Source organism: Desulfosarcina sp., from assembly GCF_055467485.1.
On the sequence record NZ_JBUOIV010000032.1, the window covers coordinates 1 to 16347 of the forward strand.

The 16347-nt window shown below is 58.3% G+C and carries 19 protein-coding genes and 1 pseudogene; 7 read left to right on the forward strand and 13 right to left on the reverse strand.

Annotated features, from left to right (window positions below; all coding sequences use genetic code 11):
• Positions 1 to 282, forward strand: a pseudogene (locus ACZCED_RS15285) (NADP-specific glutamate dehydrogenase); the annotation flags it as partial.
• Between the two features lie 105 nt (positions 283 to 387).
• Here ACZCED_RS15285 and ACZCED_RS15290 read toward each other — a convergent pair.
• From ACZCED_RS15290 to ACZCED_RS15300, 3 genes are all read right to left on the reverse strand, one after another.
• A complete protein-coding gene (locus ACZCED_RS15290) occupies positions 388 to 591 on the reverse strand; it encodes a cold-shock protein (RefSeq protein WP_462970371.1) in 204 nt (67 codons plus the stop codon).
• Between the two features lie 505 nt (positions 592 to 1096).
• Complete coding sequence (locus ACZCED_RS15295) at positions 1097 to 1447, reverse strand: hypothetical protein (protein ID WP_462970372.1); 351 nt, start codon at positions 1445 to 1447, stop codon at positions 1097 to 1099.
• Positions 1448 to 1863: 416 nt separating this feature from the next.
• Positions 1864 to 2427, reverse strand: coding sequence for a peptidoglycan L,D-endopeptidase MepK (locus tag ACZCED_RS15300; RefSeq protein ID WP_462970373.1), 564 nt, complete (start codon positions 2425 to 2427; stop codon positions 1864 to 1866).
• A gap of 360 nt (positions 2428 to 2787) precedes the next feature.
• Between ACZCED_RS15300 and ACZCED_RS15305 the strand changes: the two genes are divergently transcribed.
• Positions 2788 to 3093 carry a hypothetical protein gene (locus ACZCED_RS15305; protein ID WP_464861139.1) on the forward strand — a complete coding sequence of 102 codons (306 nt, stop codon included), beginning with the start codon at positions 2788 to 2790 and terminating at the stop codon, positions 3091 to 3093.
• A 135-nt stretch (positions 3094 to 3228) separates the two neighbouring features.
• On the opposite strand, the gene ACZCED_RS15310 is transcribed toward ACZCED_RS15305, so the two are convergent.
• The 5 genes from ACZCED_RS15310 to ACZCED_RS15330 form a co-directional block, all read right to left on the reverse strand.
• Positions 3229 to 4071 carry a histidinol-phosphatase gene (locus tag ACZCED_RS15310; protein WP_462970375.1) on the reverse strand — a complete coding sequence of 281 codons (843 nt, stop codon included), beginning with the start codon at positions 4069 to 4071 and terminating at the stop codon, positions 3229 to 3231.
• Between the two features lie 36 nt (positions 4072 to 4107).
• Entirely contained in the window at positions 4108 to 4554 is a 447-nt protein-coding gene (locus ACZCED_RS15315; protein ID WP_464861140.1) for a nucleotide triphosphate diphosphatase NUDT15, read from the reverse strand.
• A 72-nt stretch (positions 4555 to 4626) separates the two neighbouring features.
• Entirely contained in the window at positions 4627 to 6252 is a 1626-nt protein-coding gene (locus ACZCED_RS15320; protein ID WP_464861141.1) for an FAD-binding protein, read from the reverse strand.
• 51 nt (positions 6253 to 6303) lie between these two features.
• Positions 6304 to 7074 carry an electron transfer flavoprotein subunit beta/FixA family protein gene (locus ACZCED_RS15325; protein ID WP_462970378.1) on the reverse strand — a complete coding sequence of 257 codons (771 nt, stop codon included), beginning with the start codon at positions 7072 to 7074 and terminating at the stop codon, positions 6304 to 6306.
• 16 nt (positions 7075 to 7090) lie between these two features.
• Positions 7091 to 8233, reverse strand: a complete 1143-nt coding sequence (locus ACZCED_RS15330; protein WP_462970379.1) for an acyl-CoA dehydrogenase family protein — start codon at positions 8231 to 8233, stop codon at positions 7091 to 7093.
• Between the two features lie 288 nt (positions 8234 to 8521).
• Here ACZCED_RS15330 and ACZCED_RS15335 point away from each other — a divergent pair, with 288 nt between their 5' ends.
• Together ACZCED_RS15335 and ACZCED_RS15340 are read left to right on the forward strand one after the other, a co-directional pair.
• Entirely contained in the window at positions 8522 to 8974 is a 453-nt protein-coding gene (locus tag ACZCED_RS15335) for an NUDIX hydrolase (RefSeq protein ID WP_462970380.1), read from the forward strand.
• Positions 8974 to 9945 (forward strand): thioredoxin family protein, encoded by a 972-nt coding sequence (locus ACZCED_RS15340; protein WP_462970381.1) that lies wholly within the window; start codon positions 8974 to 8976, stop codon positions 9943 to 9945. Before ACZCED_RS15335 ends, ACZCED_RS15340 begins: the two co-directional genes overlap by 1 nt.
• A 280-nt stretch (positions 9946 to 10225) precedes the next feature.
• Here ACZCED_RS15340 and ACZCED_RS15345 read toward each other — a convergent pair whose 3' ends face one another.
• Positions 10226 to 10576: a nucleotide pyrophosphohydrolase gene (locus ACZCED_RS15345; protein ID WP_462970382.1), complete on the reverse strand. Its 351-nt coding sequence runs from the start codon at positions 10574 to 10576 to the stop codon at positions 10226 to 10228.
• A 119-nt stretch (positions 10577 to 10695) separates the two neighbouring features.
• Between ACZCED_RS15345 and ACZCED_RS15350 the strand changes: the two genes are divergently transcribed.
• Positions 10696 to 11589 carry a DUF362 domain-containing protein gene (locus ACZCED_RS15350; RefSeq protein WP_462970383.1) on the forward strand — a complete coding sequence of 298 codons (894 nt, stop codon included), beginning with the start codon at positions 10696 to 10698 and terminating at the stop codon, positions 11587 to 11589.
• Positions 11590 to 11727: 138 nt separating this feature from the next.
• Positions 11728 to 11919: a hypothetical protein gene (locus ACZCED_RS15355; RefSeq protein ID WP_462970384.1), complete on the forward strand. Its 192-nt coding sequence runs from the start codon at positions 11728 to 11730 to the stop codon at positions 11917 to 11919.
• Positions 11920 to 11964: 45 nt separating this feature from the next.
• Here the strand turns inward: ACZCED_RS15355 and ACZCED_RS15360 are convergent, their stop codons facing one another.
• From ACZCED_RS15360 to ACZCED_RS15370, 3 genes are read right to left on the reverse strand one after another with little or no spacing between them, the layout of a single operon-like run.
• Entirely contained in the window at positions 11965 to 12717 is a 753-nt protein-coding gene (locus ACZCED_RS15360; RefSeq protein WP_462970385.1) for an RNA methyltransferase, read from the reverse strand.
• Between the two features lie 37 nt (positions 12718 to 12754).
• Entirely contained in the window at positions 12755 to 13459 is a 705-nt protein-coding gene (locus tag ACZCED_RS15365; RefSeq protein ID WP_462970386.1) for an SOS response-associated peptidase, read from the reverse strand.
• Positions 13460 to 13461: 2 nt separating this feature from the next.
• Complete coding sequence (locus ACZCED_RS15370) at positions 13462 to 13692, reverse strand: hypothetical protein (protein ID WP_462970387.1); 231 nt, start codon at positions 13690 to 13692, stop codon at positions 13462 to 13464.
• 262 nt (positions 13693 to 13954) lie between these two features.
• On the opposite strand from ACZCED_RS15370, the gene pyrF reads away from it, so the two are divergent.
• A complete protein-coding gene (gene pyrF, locus ACZCED_RS15375; protein WP_464861142.1) occupies positions 13955 to 14683 on the forward strand; it encodes an orotidine-5'-phosphate decarboxylase in 729 nt (242 codons plus the stop codon).
• A 279-nt stretch (positions 14684 to 14962) separates the two neighbouring features.
• Here pyrF and ACZCED_RS15380 read toward each other — a convergent pair whose 3' ends face one another.
• Positions 14963 to 16183, reverse strand: coding sequence for an aspartate kinase (locus ACZCED_RS15380; protein ID WP_462970389.1), 1221 nt, complete (start codon positions 16181 to 16183; stop codon positions 14963 to 14965).
• Positions 16184 to 16347: the final 164 nt, after the last annotated feature.

Consider the following 16347-nt stretch of genomic DNA (forward strand, 5'->3'; position numbering starts at 1 on the left):
ATCGACCTGTTCATCGAGCACAAGCTGTTGTACGGTCCGGGCAAGGCGGCCAATGCGGGCGGGGTGTCGGTATCGGGTCTGGAGATGACCCAGAACTCGATGCGGCTGTCCTGGACGCGCGAGGAGGTGGACACCCGGCTGCAGATGATCATGAAGAGCATCCACCAGACCTGTCTGAATGCGGCCGAGCAGTACGGCACGCCGGGCAACTACATGAACGGGGCCAACATCGCCGGCTTCGTCAAGGTGGTGGACGCCATGATCGACCAGGGCGTGGTATGATCGCTGCTGCAGAACGTGACTGATTGCCGTCTATCGCCGAGGGATAAAAAAAACGGCATCCGATGACAACGGATGCCGTTTTCGCTTTTTGTCTATGTCAGTTGGCTAAGCTCTTACCACATTGGCGGCAGCTGGGCCACGGTCGGTATTCTCCACGTCGAAGGTCACCCGATCTCCTTCCGACAGGGTTTTGAAACCCTCAGCCTGAATGGAAGAGAAATGAACGAAGATGTCGCCCTGACCTCCCTCCTGTTCGATGAAACCAAACCCCTTTTTGTCACTGAACCATTTTACAACACCGTTTGCCATTTCTGCAGCCTCCTTGAAAAAAAGTAAACATATCGGTCTCGAACGTTGCCTGCCATCGTTTACCCGGTTTTTGAAAAAACGTTACGCGTGGCCAAACCGCATTGGCACTCGACGATATTTCTCATTCGTTAGGGTCGACATGCGCGTTTCCGCCACATTTAAAACCTGTCTTGCCGGCACGAACGACAGTTTTCATTATCCCGGTAACGATGAACACCCCCATTTGCATGACCGACCGACCGAGAAGTCGGTCCTCGCAAAATTAATGGAATTTATCATCAACAGGCTGTTGAAAACCACTGCGCGCGGCCAACCATCATTACCATTCGACCCGACATGACCACGAATCACACATAAACTCCATTGTTTCGCCGAATGTTGCCTTGCCAGCGCTCACAGTGCTTTTCAGCAGCTGTTATGGATCCCGTTAAACTGTTCAGTTCAAATTAAACCACCCTCCACCAGCCGGTTCAAGAGAAGGGGTTTTCCTGTGCGGAGCCTCTAATTACATGCCGTACACAGAGTAGATGCCCCTTCCCGCGCGTCGCATTTTGCCTTTTTTACAGGCGCGATGGACGATATTGCTGATCTGCTTTTCGGTAAAGCCGGATTTCCCTCTCAAGGCTTCCACGGAGATTCCTTTTTTAAACCGTTTCATGATCGTGAGCACCTGATCCGTGGGGGTAAGGGCTTTTCCCTTTGGAGCGGCCTTTTTTTTGGCAGCCGGCGCCGCTTTTTTCTTTGGGGCGGCTGCGGGGGATGTTTTTTCAAATGCATTGGCCATGGCTTCGGTTTTCTTGGCCAGCGTATTCAACTGTCGGGCGACGGTTTTTAGGTCTTTGGCAATTTTTTTCATAACCGGAGTCCTCCATGTAAAGGGGTGTGCGATTGCTTTTTTCTTACAGCCATATATTAGGAAAGGACGAGACGCTGCTCGGTAGATAGACGACTCAAAGATTCAGGCGGGCAGCAGCTCGGTTGATTTTTTTGTCTTTCGTCGGCCTGGTAAACGCCGCTCGATTCTCGGTTGATGTGGCGTTGCCAGACCGGGAAGCACCGCAGGTGAAAATGAAAACCTGCCTGAAAGTCTCCTGAGAACAGGATATGCAGGCGCTGAAGTGAGCATAATGGATCGATGGGGAAATGTCAAGCACCCAGAATATCACCGAAAAATGATCTGTCTGAATGATCGGGCCTCTTTGTTTTAGAAGGAGAACAACAATTCGTTACAGCGAAATGAGCATACGATTCGCACATCGGCAGGCAACCGACCTACCAGACCTTTACCGGTCCGGTATCCAGATGAACGAAATTCGATTCGGGATAGTAGCCGACACCACCGCATCGAAGGTTTACAGCGATCTGGCGAAGGGCGGCAGTCTCGTAACCGGGGATTCGGATGTCGATGGCGCGGCCTTCCATATGCAGGCTTTTCGCGGCGACCCCTGCGGTGACTTTTCTCAGCGCCTCATTCGTGCTCGGGGAGCGGTAACCGGAAATGATGCTGAGGGGAGAGCGCGGCTTCTCCTCCAAGACGATGCGATGAAGCAGATCCAAAAGATTGGGATCCACCGGCTTGACCTCTCCGGTGCGGTGATCGCGCATGATATGACTGATCCGGTCAACCGCACGATGGATCAGCTTCCCTCTGGATCGATAACAGGTCTTAAGGGTCTCTCCGGTGTGGATATTATAAAAAGACAATATGTGGTGGTCATGGTTGGTGGGACCCACAGCTGCCAGCACCGGGTGGGTGAAGACGGTGGTCAGGATTGCTGATGCCCCCCATTTCAAAAAGTTTCTGCGGTGATTGGTAACAGATGTGAAATCTTCCATCGTCAACATTCCTTAACGTCAATTTACGGTCAGTTTCTCGTCGGGTGAACAGCGGTGATGGCGTCAATCCTGTCCGGCGAAAAACGGTACCGGGATGGTTGGTCGTTTTATTGTTTATTCGGTCGTCGGGCAAAAAAGCTTAAAAAAACATTAGGTAAAAACCGTCTGGCTGTCAAGGGGGTCGCGCGCATGCAGGCGCCTGCGACCCGACTCCCTCACAAAAAAATAAAGTGTCGGCCGGTTCAGCCGATAATAGAATATATGCCTGAGCTTCGCCTGAATGCGCGAGCCGGCGAACCGTGCATGGACAATGGCATGCATGGGATGCGGCATGGGCGAGGCTGCACACGGACAGGACCGATGATGAATAAAATTAAGCCCCGCAATCCAATCACCCGCAGAACCGGAATCGACCGGCGTTGGATCCATTCTGCCAACCACCAGCCTGAACGGCGGCGCAACAGGGACAGACGGACGGTCAGGACGCGTTCCTTTTTGGAGTCCTTTGAGGCCAACGGCGTGGCGGAAAACACCGAGCCGTTTCCCGAAATCGATATTCAGGCAAGCCGGCCAGACGAGAATCTCGCCGACGTGCCGTTCGAGGAAAAAGGGTTTTCCGAATCGCGGGAAGCCGTCTTTAAAAGGGTTGCTTCAGAGGACGGATGACCGTCGATTGTACCGCGACGAAGCGTGCTTTTCCGGTTGCTTGAAGCGGGCAGGATTCGACTACCAACCGAACAACCGTCCGGTTTGACCTCACCAACGCACCGCGCATTCTCTGGCGAGCAGCGGCCGATGCGGTCAATCGACGGGTTTTCGCCATTGGGTGGACACACCGGCCGCTCGAAGCATGGTGATGGCGTGTTGCATGTGTGCGCCGATGGTGGCCACCCCGTGTGAATCATCGCCCGGAACGATGTCTATGCCCATGCCGGCGGCTTTGTTCAAAATCGGCGCGGACAGGTAGGGCTCGTTCTCACCCCTCGACAGCGGGCGAAGGTTGAAGTCCAGGATCAGGTCCAACGCTTTGATCAATTTCAGATTCCTGACGATTTTCTCCCAGATCATCGGTCTGAGCAGCCGGGAACGGTAATCCGGATCGTATATCCGAACGATATCCAGGTGGCCCACCACGCGAGGCGTTATCGTCCGAATCATTTCGTACTGTTGATCGAAATAGGCGGCGTACAATCCATCCAGCCCACCGCAGCAATCGGCTGCCTGGTCATAGCTGGCTTTGCTGTAATCAAAGGGGATGTCGTTGACGTGGTGAACGGAACCGACCACATAGTCAGGTGAGAAGGTCTCGATCAGCGCCTTGGCATAGCGGCGGCTGCCGCCGCAATCTTCGGTTTCGAACCCGACATAGATCCGAATGGCGTCGGCATATTTTGCCTGGAGACGCCGGCAGGTGGTCATATAGCCGGCAAACCGTTCCTTGAGGGTGCCGGTGTCGAATCCGGCGTTTTTCTCTTCGGGATAGACAAAGGCATCCGACACCGGGGGCATGTGTTCGGTGATGCCCACCCAGAGATATCCCTGATCGATGTAGGCCCGGACGATCTCCTCGAGCGTGTCCGTGGCGTGGCCGCAGAACTGGCCGCTGTGGCCCCCGTGAACCGACACCGGTTGCGGAACATTCATCCGTTTATCTCCCTTCCGTTGTGACATGTCCGGCGGCTAACCATTCATTTGAGAAACGCCCGGCGAAGGCGCTTCGTCAATGGTGAAATCTTGACCGAGCAGATTGGCGATGGGGAGGAAATGGGGTTTCGGCATCGCCGACCAGCGGTACCAGCCCCACCGCTCACACTTGTCCGGTTCCTTCACCCGTGCGTCGCCGGTCGTCTGGTCGGCGATCACAAACAGGGTGACGTAGTGCTTTTTCTCGTCTTCAAAGACATCGTTGGTAAATGGCCCCATGCGCAGGTTGACGATGGACAGGCCGGTTTCTTCAAACAGCTCCCGACGGGCGCAGGCCTCGATGGATTCGCCGTACTCTAAGTGACCGCCGGGAAACTGCCAGGTGCCTGCACCGTGGGCGTTCCTGCGCTTTCCGAGGAGCACCCGCCCATCCCGGACAACGATGACGGCGACCCCGATATATGGTCTTTTTTTCTTGTTCATGGTTCCCCGATGTTGAAAAGCTGACTTAAAACCGTCTTCAGATCTCCGACATCCGTCTGACGACCTCTGTTTTCAGATCGTATACAGAATCACCAGACACCGCGTCATCTCCGCGGTCCGGCTCTTGAGTTTGTGAGGCGTATTGGAATGGAAATGGATGGATTCGCCTTTTTTCAGGATATGCACCTTGCTGCCCAGGGTGAATTCCAATTCGCCTTCCATGACGAAGATGAATTCTTCACCTTCATGCTTGTAGGCCACCGGCTTGTGATCGTGGTGAGGTTCGATGGTGACCATGAAGGCCCGCAGGTGGTCATGCTCGGCACCGGATGTCAGCGTTTCATAGGAATAGTTGCGGGTTCGGTTGACATACGCCTGGGTCCGCTGATCCCGAATCCGTTCTTTTTCCTCATCTCGCAGAAAGGTGCCTGGATCCACGCCGTAGGCGCTGGAAAGCCGCAGGATGAATGCCACCGGCGGAGAGATCTCACCGGATTCCACATCGGCAACGAATTCCGGCGTCTGGCCGGTGGCCTCGGCCAGGTGTTCCCTGGACCAGCCCTGGGCTTCGCGCAGGGCCTTGATTTTTTCTCCAAAACCGCGTTTCGCCAATTGTTCCGGTATGTCCGCGCACATGTCATCAGTCAGTCGGCGCATGATCGCCTGCCTTATGCGCGAGATCAGCAACGGCAGAAATGCCGCCGCATCGGCAACCACGCCGATGTCCGCCAGCCTGAAAATGGGAGCGGCGGGATCCCGGTTGATGGCCACGATCGTACCCGAGGCCATGATGCCGGCGGTGTATTGGACGGCACCCGAAGTGCCGATGGAGATCAGCAGGTCGGGCCTCACGGTTTTCCCCGTCTGGCCGATGAGTCGATCCTCAGCCACCCAGTGACTGAAGACCGGTGGCCGTGTGGCGGCGACCTGTCCGGCAACGGCGGCAGCCAACTGCCGCACCTGTCCGAAATTCTCCATGCTGCCCAGTCCTGCCCCACCGACCACCACCGTGCGGGCGTTTTCGATATCGTTGTCGCTCAGGGGCGCCGGTCGGCTGGAAACCAGCCGGATTCCTTTTGACGCGGGGATATCAGCCAGGGGCACTCGTTCGACGCGGCCTTTGCGGGACGTATCCTTTTTGACGGTTGCGCTGTGGGGCTGCACGGTGGCGAAACCGGTGCCGTGGCCCGGGGCATAAGTGATTTCGGCCATGATCTCCCCACCCCAGGCCGGGCAGAGGCCCACAACCGATCCATCTTCCCCCGCTCTGAGTTCCACGCAGTCCGCCATCAGTCCGGCCCTTGCGGCTGCTGCGCTTCGTGCGGCCAAGTCCCGGCCGAAGTCGGTGAGTGGAAATAACACCAGCCGGGGAGATCGTTCCTTGAATGCCGGCGCCAGGGCGTCTGCAAAAAGATGAGGCGTCGGCGAGGAGAATCGATCGTTCTCGAACAGGCAGACCCCATCCGCGCCCCAGGCGATGGCTTCATCTTCTACGGTTTCCCGGATGCCGCACGCGCCGTCATACGATGCGACCAATGGGTTGGCTTCGTGCGGCGCCAGTGAGAACATGACGACCCGGTCTCCTGTTTTCCCGGCCAGGCCGGCCGCCTTGGCCAGCACCTTGAGACTCCCGTCCAGCAGCTGCCGGGTTCGAAGGTCGCCGAATACCCAGATCTCGTTGGTTGTCGTGTCAGTCATGGTCCTCGTTTGTACGTTCCTGTAAATAGTGTCCATGAGGAAACGGTCTGTTTATCCGATCAGGCCCGCATCCACCAGTTCTCGGACCAGGGTGTCAGCCTGCGCCGCCGGTGTCCCTTCGATCCACCGGCAGGCTCTGTTTTTTTGTATCGGCTTCATGGAAAGCACCCGTGTGGGCGAGCCGGCCTCACCCACCAGCTTTGGATCGAGACCCAGCTGCCTGATGGAAACGGTCTCCACAGGCATTTCATCGAAAGCGACGGCAATGTCGCCCAGTGCCGCATCCCGTGGTGCAGCGGCAGCAGGATGGATGGTGAGTGCCGCGGGTACGACCACTTCGTATGTCTCTATAAAACCGTCCATCTTGCGTTCCACGGTGAAACCGTCAGGGGTGCCATCGATCTTGACGGCACCGGTCACCATGGGAAGATCCAGCAGCACGGCGGTCTGGGGGCCGACCTGGCCGGTGTCGCTGTCCGAGGTCCGTGCACCGAACAGCAAGAGGTCGAAAGGCGCCAGGCCGTTCACTCCGGCACACAAAGCGGTCGATGTCGCCAGGGTGTCTGAGCCGGCCAATGCCGGATCGCATAGCAGCACGGCGCGATCGGCACCGGCGGCAAGGGCTTCCCGCAGGGCTGTCTCGGCGGGGGGCGGTCCCATGCTCAGGACGGTTACCGACCCCCCGTGTTCTTCCTTCAACTTAAGGGCCGCTTCCAGTGCCGGCCGGTCAAAGGGGTTGAGGGCGCATGTATCGGCCGTGCGCACGATTTTCCCCCGGGGCGCGTTGACCACCACGGATTTGATGCAGACGATGATGTGCAAGGGGTGCTCCTTTTAGTCATCCATCCAGCACGCATTTGGCAATCACCATGCGATGGATTTCCGAGGTGCCTTCATAGATGCGGGTGACCCGCGCATCCCGGTAGTAGCGTTCCACGGGGTAGGACTTGCTGTATCCGTATCCGCCGTGGATCTGGACGGCCAGATCCGTCACCCGGGTGGCCGCTTCGGAGGCGAACAGCTTGGCCATGGCAGACTCCTTGGAAAAGGGCAGGCGCTTGTCCTTCAGGGCAGCGGCCCGGTAGACCATCAGGCGAGCGGCATCCACCTGGGTGGCCATGTCGGCGATCATGACCTGGATCGCCTGATGCCGCTGGATGGGAACCCCGAACTGCTGACGTTGCCGGGCATAGCGCACCCCCTCTTCCAGAGCCGCCTGAGCAATTCCCACCGCCTGGGCACCGATGCCCATGCGCCCGGTATCCAGCGCGGCCAGGCCGATTTTCAGGCCCATGCCTTCCTCGGCCAACAGGTTTCCCAGCGGCACCCGACAGTCGTTGAGGCGGATGGAGCAGACCGGGTTGGCCCGCATGCCGCACAGGTCCTCCAGGTCGCCCACGACAAAACCGGCGGTCCCCCGTTCGGCCACCACGACGCTGATGCCCCGACGCCCTGCAGAAGGATCCGTTCGGCAGAAGATCAGGCAGACGTCGGCGATACCGCCGTTGGTCACAAAAACTTTGTTGGCGTTGACCCGGTAAGCATCGCCGTCGGAAATGGCCGTGGCTTCGATTCCACCGGCATCGGAGCCGGCATTGGGCTCGGTCAGGCAGAAGGCGCCGATTTTTTCTCCCCGGGCCAGGGGCGGCACCCACTGTTCGATCTGCGCCTGGCTGCCGAAGGCCATGATGGGGTAGACGGCCACGCTGTTGTGGACGGTGATGCACAGGCCGATGGCGGCGCTGACCCTCGATATTTCCTCGACGATGATGGCATAGCTGACGGCGTCCAGGCCGGCACCGCCCAGCCCTTTGGGCACCTGGATGCCGAAATAGCCCAGCTTGCCCATTTTCTCGACCACTTCCCAGGGAAAGCGTGCCTCCCGGTCGATCTGTGCGGCTATCGGCCGAAGCTCGCGATCACAGAACCGTCGCACCGACTGGCGTACGGCGCGATGTTTTTCTTCCAGCAGCAAATCCATAAGGCGTCCAATCCTGTTTGGTCCCCGTGGTGGTAGTGGACGCTTTTGCAGCTATCAGAATTCATCAGGGGCGTCAATGATCCCGGACGGGTCGGAACCGAGACATCGCGCATTACCGCCTGTCGACCGCAGCGGGGGTGCCGGCGAATAGGTACGTGGTTGTACTATTCGCAGGGAACCTTTCCCGCAGCCTGGCGAGGATGGGTTGACTCCCAGTTTAAAATTGAAGCGGCCGGCAAATGGTGATACCAACGATCTCGTAACCGGACATGCAAGCGAGCAGGCATCATGGAAAACCATCCTCCGTCAATCCGTAAATACCCTGATGCGCCCCGGCCGGCGGTGGGAGCCGTGGTGTTCAAAGGTGACGCCGTCCTGTTGGTTCAGCGCGCCAACCCGCCCTCGCGGGGGATGTGGAGCATTCCCGGCGGCCGCGTCCGACTGGGCGAAACGCTCCAGACCGCCGCCGAACGGGAGATCTTCGAGGAGACCGGTGTGGTCATCCGGGCAAACGCGCCGGTTCTCGCCTTCGACGTCATTCAGAAAGACAACCGCGGCCAGGTAAAATATCACTACGTGATTGTGGATCTGGCTGCCGACTATGTCAGCGGGCAACCCCGGGCCGGAGACGATGCCGCCGATGCCCGCTGGATAACAGCAGAAGAGCTGGATGGATTGACGGTGAACCCGGCCACCCGCCGATTGCTTGCGGAACAATTCAACTTTGGGAAAATGGCTTGATGGCGGCAATAACCGACAACGACAAAGAACGGATCCGGCAATGGGGCAGGGGGCTCGACGACGATATCACCCTGCGCTATACGACCACCAGCCATGTGATGGATGGACGCTTCAAATCCTTTGTCGACCAGATGGCCGATCTGGCACCCCGTGTCCAAACGAAGAAAGACGGCGATGCGACGGTTTCCCTGCCCGCCTTGTTCGTCGGCAGCCACGTGGTCTACCAGGCCCTGCCGTTGGACCGCGAACTGGAACCGTTTCTGGCAATATTGGGCGATGGCAGCGCTTTTGCGGATCGCATCGCCCCGGACGTAAGGCAGCAACTGGTGCAGATCTCGGTACCGGCCCTGGTCAAGGTTTACATTACGCCCCACTGTTCCTTCTGCCCGGCCACCGTGTCCATGCTATTAGGCCTGGCCGCCTGTAGCGACCAGGTCTGGGTGACCGTCATCGACGGGGAGTTGTTCGCTGACGCCGCCCAAAAAGACCGTGTCAGCGCGGCGCCCACAGTTATCCTGGACGACCGGTTCCGCTGGACGGGGGCCGTGGATGCCGGTGAACTGGTCACCCTGATGTTGGGCCGGGATCCGGCCGACCTGGGTGCCGATGCCCTTCGAGGCATGATCGAAGCGGGCAACGCTGAGGGGGTGGCCGGGATGATGGCCGAACGTGGACTGATTTTTCCTGCCTTCATCGAGTTGCTGATCCACCCGCGCTGGTCCGTACGGTTAGGGGCCATGGTGTCATTCGAAACGCTGGTGGAGCGTGACCCGGGATTGGCCGGTGGGGTTGTCGAACCCTTGGTGGCGGTTTTCGCCGACCTGGACGACATGGTCAAAGGGGACCTGATTCATGTGCTGGGGGAGTCGGGAAACCGGGCGGCACTGCCGTTTTTGGAGAACGTGGCTGCCGGTGAGGTAGATGAGGAGGTGAAGGCGGCGGCAGACGAAGCCATCGAAAAAATCAAATGAGCCACGCTTCTTAAAGCAACCCCGGGGGCACCGCTGCAGGCCTTCGCCTGACCGTTTGGGCGGGGTCATGTGGGCGGGAGCGGGGTGGGGCATTTCCGCACCCGGCAAAAAAATGTTGGCAACCACGCCAAGCATGTAACTTATTGGCCGGTTGAGGCTCTATAGTCGTGGAAGGTGAAAACATGCTCAGCTTCCATCCTTACCTCCTCTCACTCCAAGAGCCCCCAACGATCCCCAATGTGTTCGGGGGCTCGCCCTTTTCCGAAGGGTTCTTGATTTTTCATAGCTGATTGTATTTCCGACCGTTTCCCTTTGCCTTGTCAACGGGGTATTTTCTTTCGTTCTCGATCAGTTTTTTCTCCACCACCTGAAAAATATCCACATCCAGTTCCCGACACAGGTAAGTCAGGAAAATAAAAATGTCGGCGATTTCCGCCCCCGCCCGATCACGGTCTGCGGCGCTTGGCGTCCGGGACGCCTCGCTGGTCTGCCACAGGAAAATTTCCTGCAGTTCGGCCGCCTCGATACCCAGGGCCTGGGCCAGGTTCTTGGGCGAGTGGAATGGTGCCCAGTCTCGCCGGTCTCTAAAATCGATAATTTTCTGTTCGAGGGTTTTCAATTGACGGTCCATTGGGTTATGCTCACTTTAAATGGCAGGGGGTTTCGGGTTGGCGATGATCCGGCCGCGCGACCGTGTGCCGGTTCTATCGGATTCGGTCGCACAAGGCAAGCGATCAAGGAGGTAAAACCATGGCTCGGGTGTCGGTCATGCAGGCAGAGGAACGCAGGGCAGGCGTGCGCGGTGCGCTGGCCGCGCTGGCGGAAAACCCGGTGAAAAACAAGGCAGTGTTGATCAAACCCAATTTCAATACGGCCGATCCGGCGCCGGGATCGACCCACAACGACACGTTGGCGGCCCTGGTCGACCAGCTTTGGGAGATGGGGGCCGCTTCCATCCAGTTGGGAGAGCGCAGCTATCCGCCTACCCGCCAGGTCATGCAACAAAAAGGGGTTGGCGCGCTCCTGGAAAAGCGCCAGGTCCAAGTGATCGATTTCGACGACTTGTCACCCGACGATTGGGTGGCGTGCCGTCCGGCCGGCACCCACTGGAAAGACGGCTTCCGCGTCGCCCGGCCGATCCTTGACGCCGAGTGCCTGGTTTCCACCGGATGCCTGAAAACCCACCAGTTCGGCGGCGTCATCACCCTTTCACTCAAGCTGCATGTGGGGGTGGTGCCGACGTTCCGCAACGGGTTCGCCTACATGCAGGAACTGCACGGTTCTCCCTATCAACAGGAGATGATCGCCGAAATCAACGCCCCTTTTTCTCCAGCGCTGATTGTGATGGACGGGATCGACACCTTCGTCGACGGCGGCCCGGCAACCGGAAAGCGGATCAAGGGCAACGTGATGCTGGCGGCCACGGACCGGGTGGCAGTGGATAGCGTCGGCGTTGCCATGCTCAAACATCTGGGCAGCAATCCCGCCGTGATGGCGCCGGGCATCTTCGAGTTGCGCCAAATCAAGCGGGCGGCCGAACTGGGAATCGGTGTCCGTTCCGCGTCGGAAATCGACTTGGTCCCGGCCGACGATGCCAGTGAAGAACTGTCCGCGGTGCTGGGCAAGATCCTGTCAAGGGGGTAGCGAAGGGCCTGTCCAGGGTGCACGAGGACGGGGAGGTTGGATTCGCGGGACGTGCCGATTTTTCATTTTGACAAGTGTCCCCCCATGGCATTAAATACGGAATCGGTTTAACCTTATGCTTGCCGGGAGACATTCTGGATGAATACCCAAACACTGATACTGACCGTTCTGGTTTTCTGGCTGATTATGGGCCTGGCCTTTTTGTCCGCCTACTCAGAAGTCAAGCGAACCGGGGGAACCCTGGTGGACGCCATGCGCAACAACGAAACCTTTTTCTTTATCATCAGTATCGTGGTGGGACTGGTGGTGGTGGCCTTCAAACTTTCCTGATTGACGGTTTGGTAAAATTTCCGTTCCGCAAGATCGATACCCGTATTATTTCCTTTCAGCCAGCCGCCTGCGTTCCCCTTCGATCCAGTCGATCCGGCTCCACAACCCCTGAAGGATGCGTACCTCCCGGTCGCTGAGCCCGGTGCGGCCGAACAGCCTCCGGAACGACCGCAGGACATGGTCAGGGTTCTGGTGATCCAGGTACGCCGCCTCCAGTAGCGTGCGGCGCATGTGCTGGAACATGTTCTCCACATCCGCGGCCTGCGCCGGCAACGCGTCGTCATTGAAGATTCCCGGGACATTCCTCGCTCCACCCATCGCCCCCTTGCGAAGTTCGTAAAGCAACAGAGAGACCGCATGCGACAGGTTCATGGATGGGTAGGCGCTGTCGGTGGGGATGGTTATGAAAAACTGGCACAGGTCCAGTTCGCTGGTGTGAAGGCCTCGGTCCTCCCGGCCGAACACGAAGGCCACGCGGCTGTCGGATGATTGGGCCAGGGCCTGTCCGGCACCTTGTTGGGGGGTTAAAAAATCCTCACGATACTTACCGAATCGGCGGGTGGTGCCGAAAGCCAGGTGGCAATCGGCCAACGCCGCTTGCAGGGTCGGGAATACCGGCGCGTGCGTCAACATCGACTCGGCCTTGAGTGCCATCCGCCGGGCGTCCAGCGACCGGTAGCCCGGGCAGGGATTTACCAGGCGAAGGTCCGAGCAACCGAAATTCATCATGCAGCGGCATACCGACCCCACATTGATCGGTCCCTGGGGTTCCACGAGAACGATGCTGAGGTTATCCATTCAACGTGCTTTCATTTTGCTGTTTTAACCCCATCTGTCAGTCGAACCACTTGAAGTCGATGTCCATCTGGGACATGGTCAGGATGGGGTTCGGGTCGTTGTCCCCGGTGGCGTCGATCTGGCGGGGTGCGGGCCGGCAGGTCAACTCATTGATGAGGTCTGTCTTGAGAATAGTCTCCAGTGCGCCGGTGTCCCTGTTTTCAGGGTCCAGCCAGGCGGTGTAGGCGCCGGGGTCGAGAATTGCCGGCATCCGGTGATGGACGGGCGCCACCGACCCGCTGGCGGCAGCGGTAATGATGGCGCAGGACAGATAGATCGCATCGGCTTTGCCCCGATCATCCCAGCGCTCCCAGATTCCGGCGAAGGCAAAGGGCCTGCTGTCCGGCAGGGTAAAGTAAAAAAGCGGATTCCCGGCTTTTTCAGCCTGGCATTCATAAAAGCCGTCGGCCGGTATCAGACAGCGGCGGCGCTTGAATGCGTCTCTAAAGCTGGGCTTGACGGCCACGGTTTCCGCCCTGGCATTGATCAGACACTGCCCCATGCCCGTGTTACTGGCCCAAGATGGTACCAGGCCCCAGTGGAGCGGTTCCAGTCGGTTTTTACCCCGGTCGCGAACAATGGCCAGCACCTGCCGGGAGGGGACGACAAGCTGGCTGACGGTGGCCGCGGCCTCGGTTTCATCGATGGGGAAAAGAGCGGTCCATTCGTCGATGGACCGACATCCCGTATACCGTACGCGCACGGCTACCTTTCTCCTTTGTCTCGCCGATGCAGACACACCTTGCCGATCACCATCGCCAGGGGCGCCAGATGGTAGATCAGATCGAAAATGTCGATGGGGCGGGAGAGCGTCCCCTGTTTGATCATGATCAGTTTTTCCCAAACATGCGGCATGGGATTGAATGGCGCCAGCAACATGAATACGGTCAGCGGTACCAGTGCGGCGTAAGGTATCTTTTTAAGCAGGTTGGCCAAAAGAAGCCCTCCGAAAGTGGGTGGCAATAAAGTTTTCAAACGCTTCGGTAAAAAAACAAGCCTGAAAATTGCACAGGTGGCCGCTGCGTGTCAACGGCGCATGATGCCGGCGAAAGGCAGCCCGACGACCGCCGGCCATCGCGGATGGCGCGCTTTTTCACAATTGGCCAACAATTCCTTTAACGATCGGCTATTTTGAGGTAATGAACAGCAGCCATGTTCGGACGGCGTTCCTTTAACCAGGACAGCATGAGGAACACGCATGAAAAGAGCCAAAGATTATATCGTCTTTCCCCTCGACGTACCCAGCTCCCGGGCTGCCAGGTCGCTGGTCAGCCTGCTTGCCGAGGATGTGGGAATGTTCAAGGTCGGCCTGGAACTGTTTATTCACTCGGGAGCCGAACTGGTGCGCTGGATTCAGCAGGCGGGTCCGGCCATGGTGTTTCTGGATTTGAAGCTTCACGATATCCCGGCAACCGTCCAACGGGCCATGGTCCAGGTGGCTGAGTTGGGTGTCCATTTCGCGACGGTTCACTGCGGCGAGAGCCGGGCGATGCTGGAGGCTGCCGTGAAAGGGGCCGGCGGACGGGTCAATGTGCTGGGGGTCACCGTGCTGACCAGTATTTCTCCTGCTGAATTGGCCGAGGCAGGCTACCGGGAACGCTATTCAAGGGATCTGCAGCAGTTGGTGATGAAAAAGGCAGCTATGGCCCGGGATGCCGGCTGTGCCGGAATTGTCTGCTCCGGCCAGGAGGTCGAAGCCATCAAGGGTGCTTTTGGAGATAGTTTTCAGGCGGTGACACCCGGCATTCGACCGATCGACGGTGGGGTCGCCGCGGACGATCAGTCCCGGATCGTCACGCCGTCCATGGCGGTTCGGCGGGGATCGGATTATCTGGTGATCGGCAGACCCATTCGGGATGCCGCCGATCCCCGGCAGGCTGCTCGGGATATCGCCGCAGAGATTCAGGGCGCCTTGACGGGCTCGTAAACAATCCGATATCTGCGTTACGCCTCATTCCTCGGAATGGAACATGAATGTTCGCCGTGGGGATGAAGGTCGAGTTCCTGTTCGCTCGCTTTCGCGGCCCGCAAGCCTTGATCTCGAATTTTTTACGAGCCCGCCGGCAAGATGAAGTTCTATGAACGAATCAGTGCTAACCCGTTGTATATCGCCACAAGGCAATCGCCAGCACCACGACGCAGATTAGGATAACGAAACGGATTTGACCGGGTGAGAAGTGCTTCATCGGGATAGCTCAAAAAACCGTCAATCTTCCCGGTCCAGCCCGAAGGCCGTGTGCAGGACCCTGACGGCCAGTTCAGTGTACTTTTCCTCGATGATGCAGGAGATGCGGATCTCGGATGTGCTGATCATGATGATGTTGATGTTTTCCCGTGCCAGGGCGTTGAACATCAGCGAAGCCACACCGGAATGGTTTTTCATTCCCACACCGATGACCGATACCTTGGCAATATGGGGATCGCCGAACACCTCCTCCGTTCCGATCTTTTCCGCCAGGCGCTGCTGCATCTCCATGGCCCGCTTATAATCCGCTTTGGGTACGGTGAAGGTCAGGTCCGTCTGGCCGGCAGCGCGAGTGTTCTGGATGATCATATCCACCAGGATCCCTGCCTCGGCAATGGGTGAGAATATCTTGGCCGCGATTCCCGGCTGGTCCGGAACCTTCTTAAGGGTAATGCGCGCCTGGTTCAGATCATGGGTCACGCCGGAAACAACCAGCTGCTCCATTACGGAATCTTCCTGAACAACCATGGTGCCTTCCTCCTCTGAAAATGATGATCGGACGTGCACGGGGATATTGTACTTCTTGGCGAACCCCACCGAACGGATCTGCAGAACCTTGGCGCCTAAGCTGGCCATGTTCAGCATCTCGTCGTAGGAGATCTCTTTGATTTTTCTCGCCCGCGGGCAGATGTTCGGATCCGCCGTGTAGATGCCGTCCACATCCGTATAAATTTCGCAAACGCCTGCATTCAAGGCCGCGGCGATGGCCACCGCCGAGGTGTCCGACCCGCCGCGGCCCAATGTGGTGATGTTGCCCTTGATGTCGCTGCCCTGAAAACCGGCCACCACGACGATATTTCGTTCGGTCAGCAAACGCTTGATCCGGTCGGTCCCGATTTCAAGGATGCGGGCGTTGCCGTATTCGCAGTCGGTGACCACTTCGGCCTGGTGTCCCAGCAGAGACTGGGCCTGGTGTCCCATGCCCCTGAGCATGATGGCCAGCAGCGCAGCGGTGGTCTGTTCGCCGGTGGCCAGCAGCACATCCAGTTCACGCCGATCCGGGGTCTCCGCGGCCTCGTTGGCCAGAGCGATGAGGCGGTCGGTTACGCCGGCCATGGCGGACAGGATCACCACCACATCGTTTCCCTGTTCGTGGGTCTTAACCACCCGATTGGCGACGTTGCGGATGCGTTGGATGTCGGCCACCGATGTGCCACCGAATTTTTGAACGATCAATGCCATGGTCTTTCACCTTCACGTCTTGACAATGAAAATCAAATTGAACGCTCCCCGCGGTAAACCGCAGAACCGGTCCTGTCTGTAACGGAACTGTTGCGAAGCACCGCAAGGATAAAAAAGCGATTTCCAGTTCGCTCGCTGACTCCGCCCCAAGCGGCGGGGAATGC

What these genes read in the sequence shown, in the direction of transcription:
- ACZCED_RS15335 (WP_462970380.1), top strand. Translation starts at nt 8,522, where the DNA reads ATGGAAAACCATCCTCCGTCAATCCGTAAATACCCTGATGCGCCCCGG.
- ACZCED_RS15310 (WP_462970375.1), bottom strand. Translation starts at nt 4,071, where the DNA reads ATGAATGTTCCGCAACCGGTGTCGGTTCACGGGGGCCACAGCGGCCAG.
- ACZCED_RS15345 (WP_462970382.1), bottom strand. Translation starts at nt 10,576, where the DNA reads ATGGACCGTCAATTGAAAACCCTCGAACAGAAAATTATCGATTTTAGA.
- ACZCED_RS15320 (WP_464861141.1), bottom strand. Translation starts at nt 6,252, where the DNA reads ATGACTGACACGACAACCAACGAGATCTGGGTATTCGGCGACCTTCGA.
- ACZCED_RS15360 (WP_462970385.1), bottom strand. Translation starts at nt 12,717, where the DNA reads ATGGATAACCTCAGCATCGTTCTCGTGGAACCCCAGGGACCGATCAAT.
- ACZCED_RS15295 (WP_462970372.1), bottom strand. Translation starts at nt 1,447, where the DNA reads ATGAAAAAAATTGCCAAAGACCTAAAAACCGTCGCCCGACAGTTGAAT.
- ACZCED_RS15355 (WP_462970384.1), top strand. Translation starts at nt 11,728, where the DNA reads ATGAATACCCAAACACTGATACTGACCGTTCTGGTTTTCTGGCTGATT.
- ACZCED_RS15305 (WP_464861139.1), top strand. Translation starts at nt 2,788, where the DNA reads ATGATGAATAAAATTAAGCCCCGCAATCCAATCACCCGCAGAACCGGA.
- ACZCED_RS15300 (WP_462970373.1), bottom strand. Translation starts at nt 2,427, where the DNA reads ATGGAAGATTTCACATCTGTTACCAATCACCGCAGAAACTTTTTGAAA.
- ACZCED_RS15380 (WP_462970389.1), bottom strand. Translation starts at nt 16,183, where the DNA reads ATGGCATTGATCGTTCAAAAATTCGGTGGCACATCGGTGGCCGACATC.
- ACZCED_RS15290 (WP_462970371.1), bottom strand. Translation starts at nt 591, where the DNA reads ATGGCAAACGGTGTTGTAAAATGGTTCAGTGACAAAAAGGGGTTTGGT.
- ACZCED_RS15340 (WP_462970381.1), top strand. Translation starts at nt 8,974, where the DNA reads ATGGCGGCAATAACCGACAACGACAAAGAACGGATCCGGCAATGGGGC.
- ACZCED_RS15350 (WP_462970383.1), top strand. Translation starts at nt 10,696, where the DNA reads ATGGCTCGGGTGTCGGTCATGCAGGCAGAGGAACGCAGGGCAGGCGTG.
- ACZCED_RS15315 (WP_464861140.1), bottom strand. Translation starts at nt 4,554, where the DNA reads ATGAACAAGAAAAAAAGACCATATATCGGGGTCGCCGTCATCGTTGTC.
- ACZCED_RS15330 (WP_462970379.1), bottom strand. Translation starts at nt 8,233, where the DNA reads ATGGATTTGCTGCTGGAAGAAAAACATCGCGCCGTACGCCAGTCGGTG.
- pyrF (WP_464861142.1), top strand. Translation starts at nt 13,955, where the DNA reads ATGAAAAGAGCCAAAGATTATATCGTCTTTCCCCTCGACGTACCCAGC.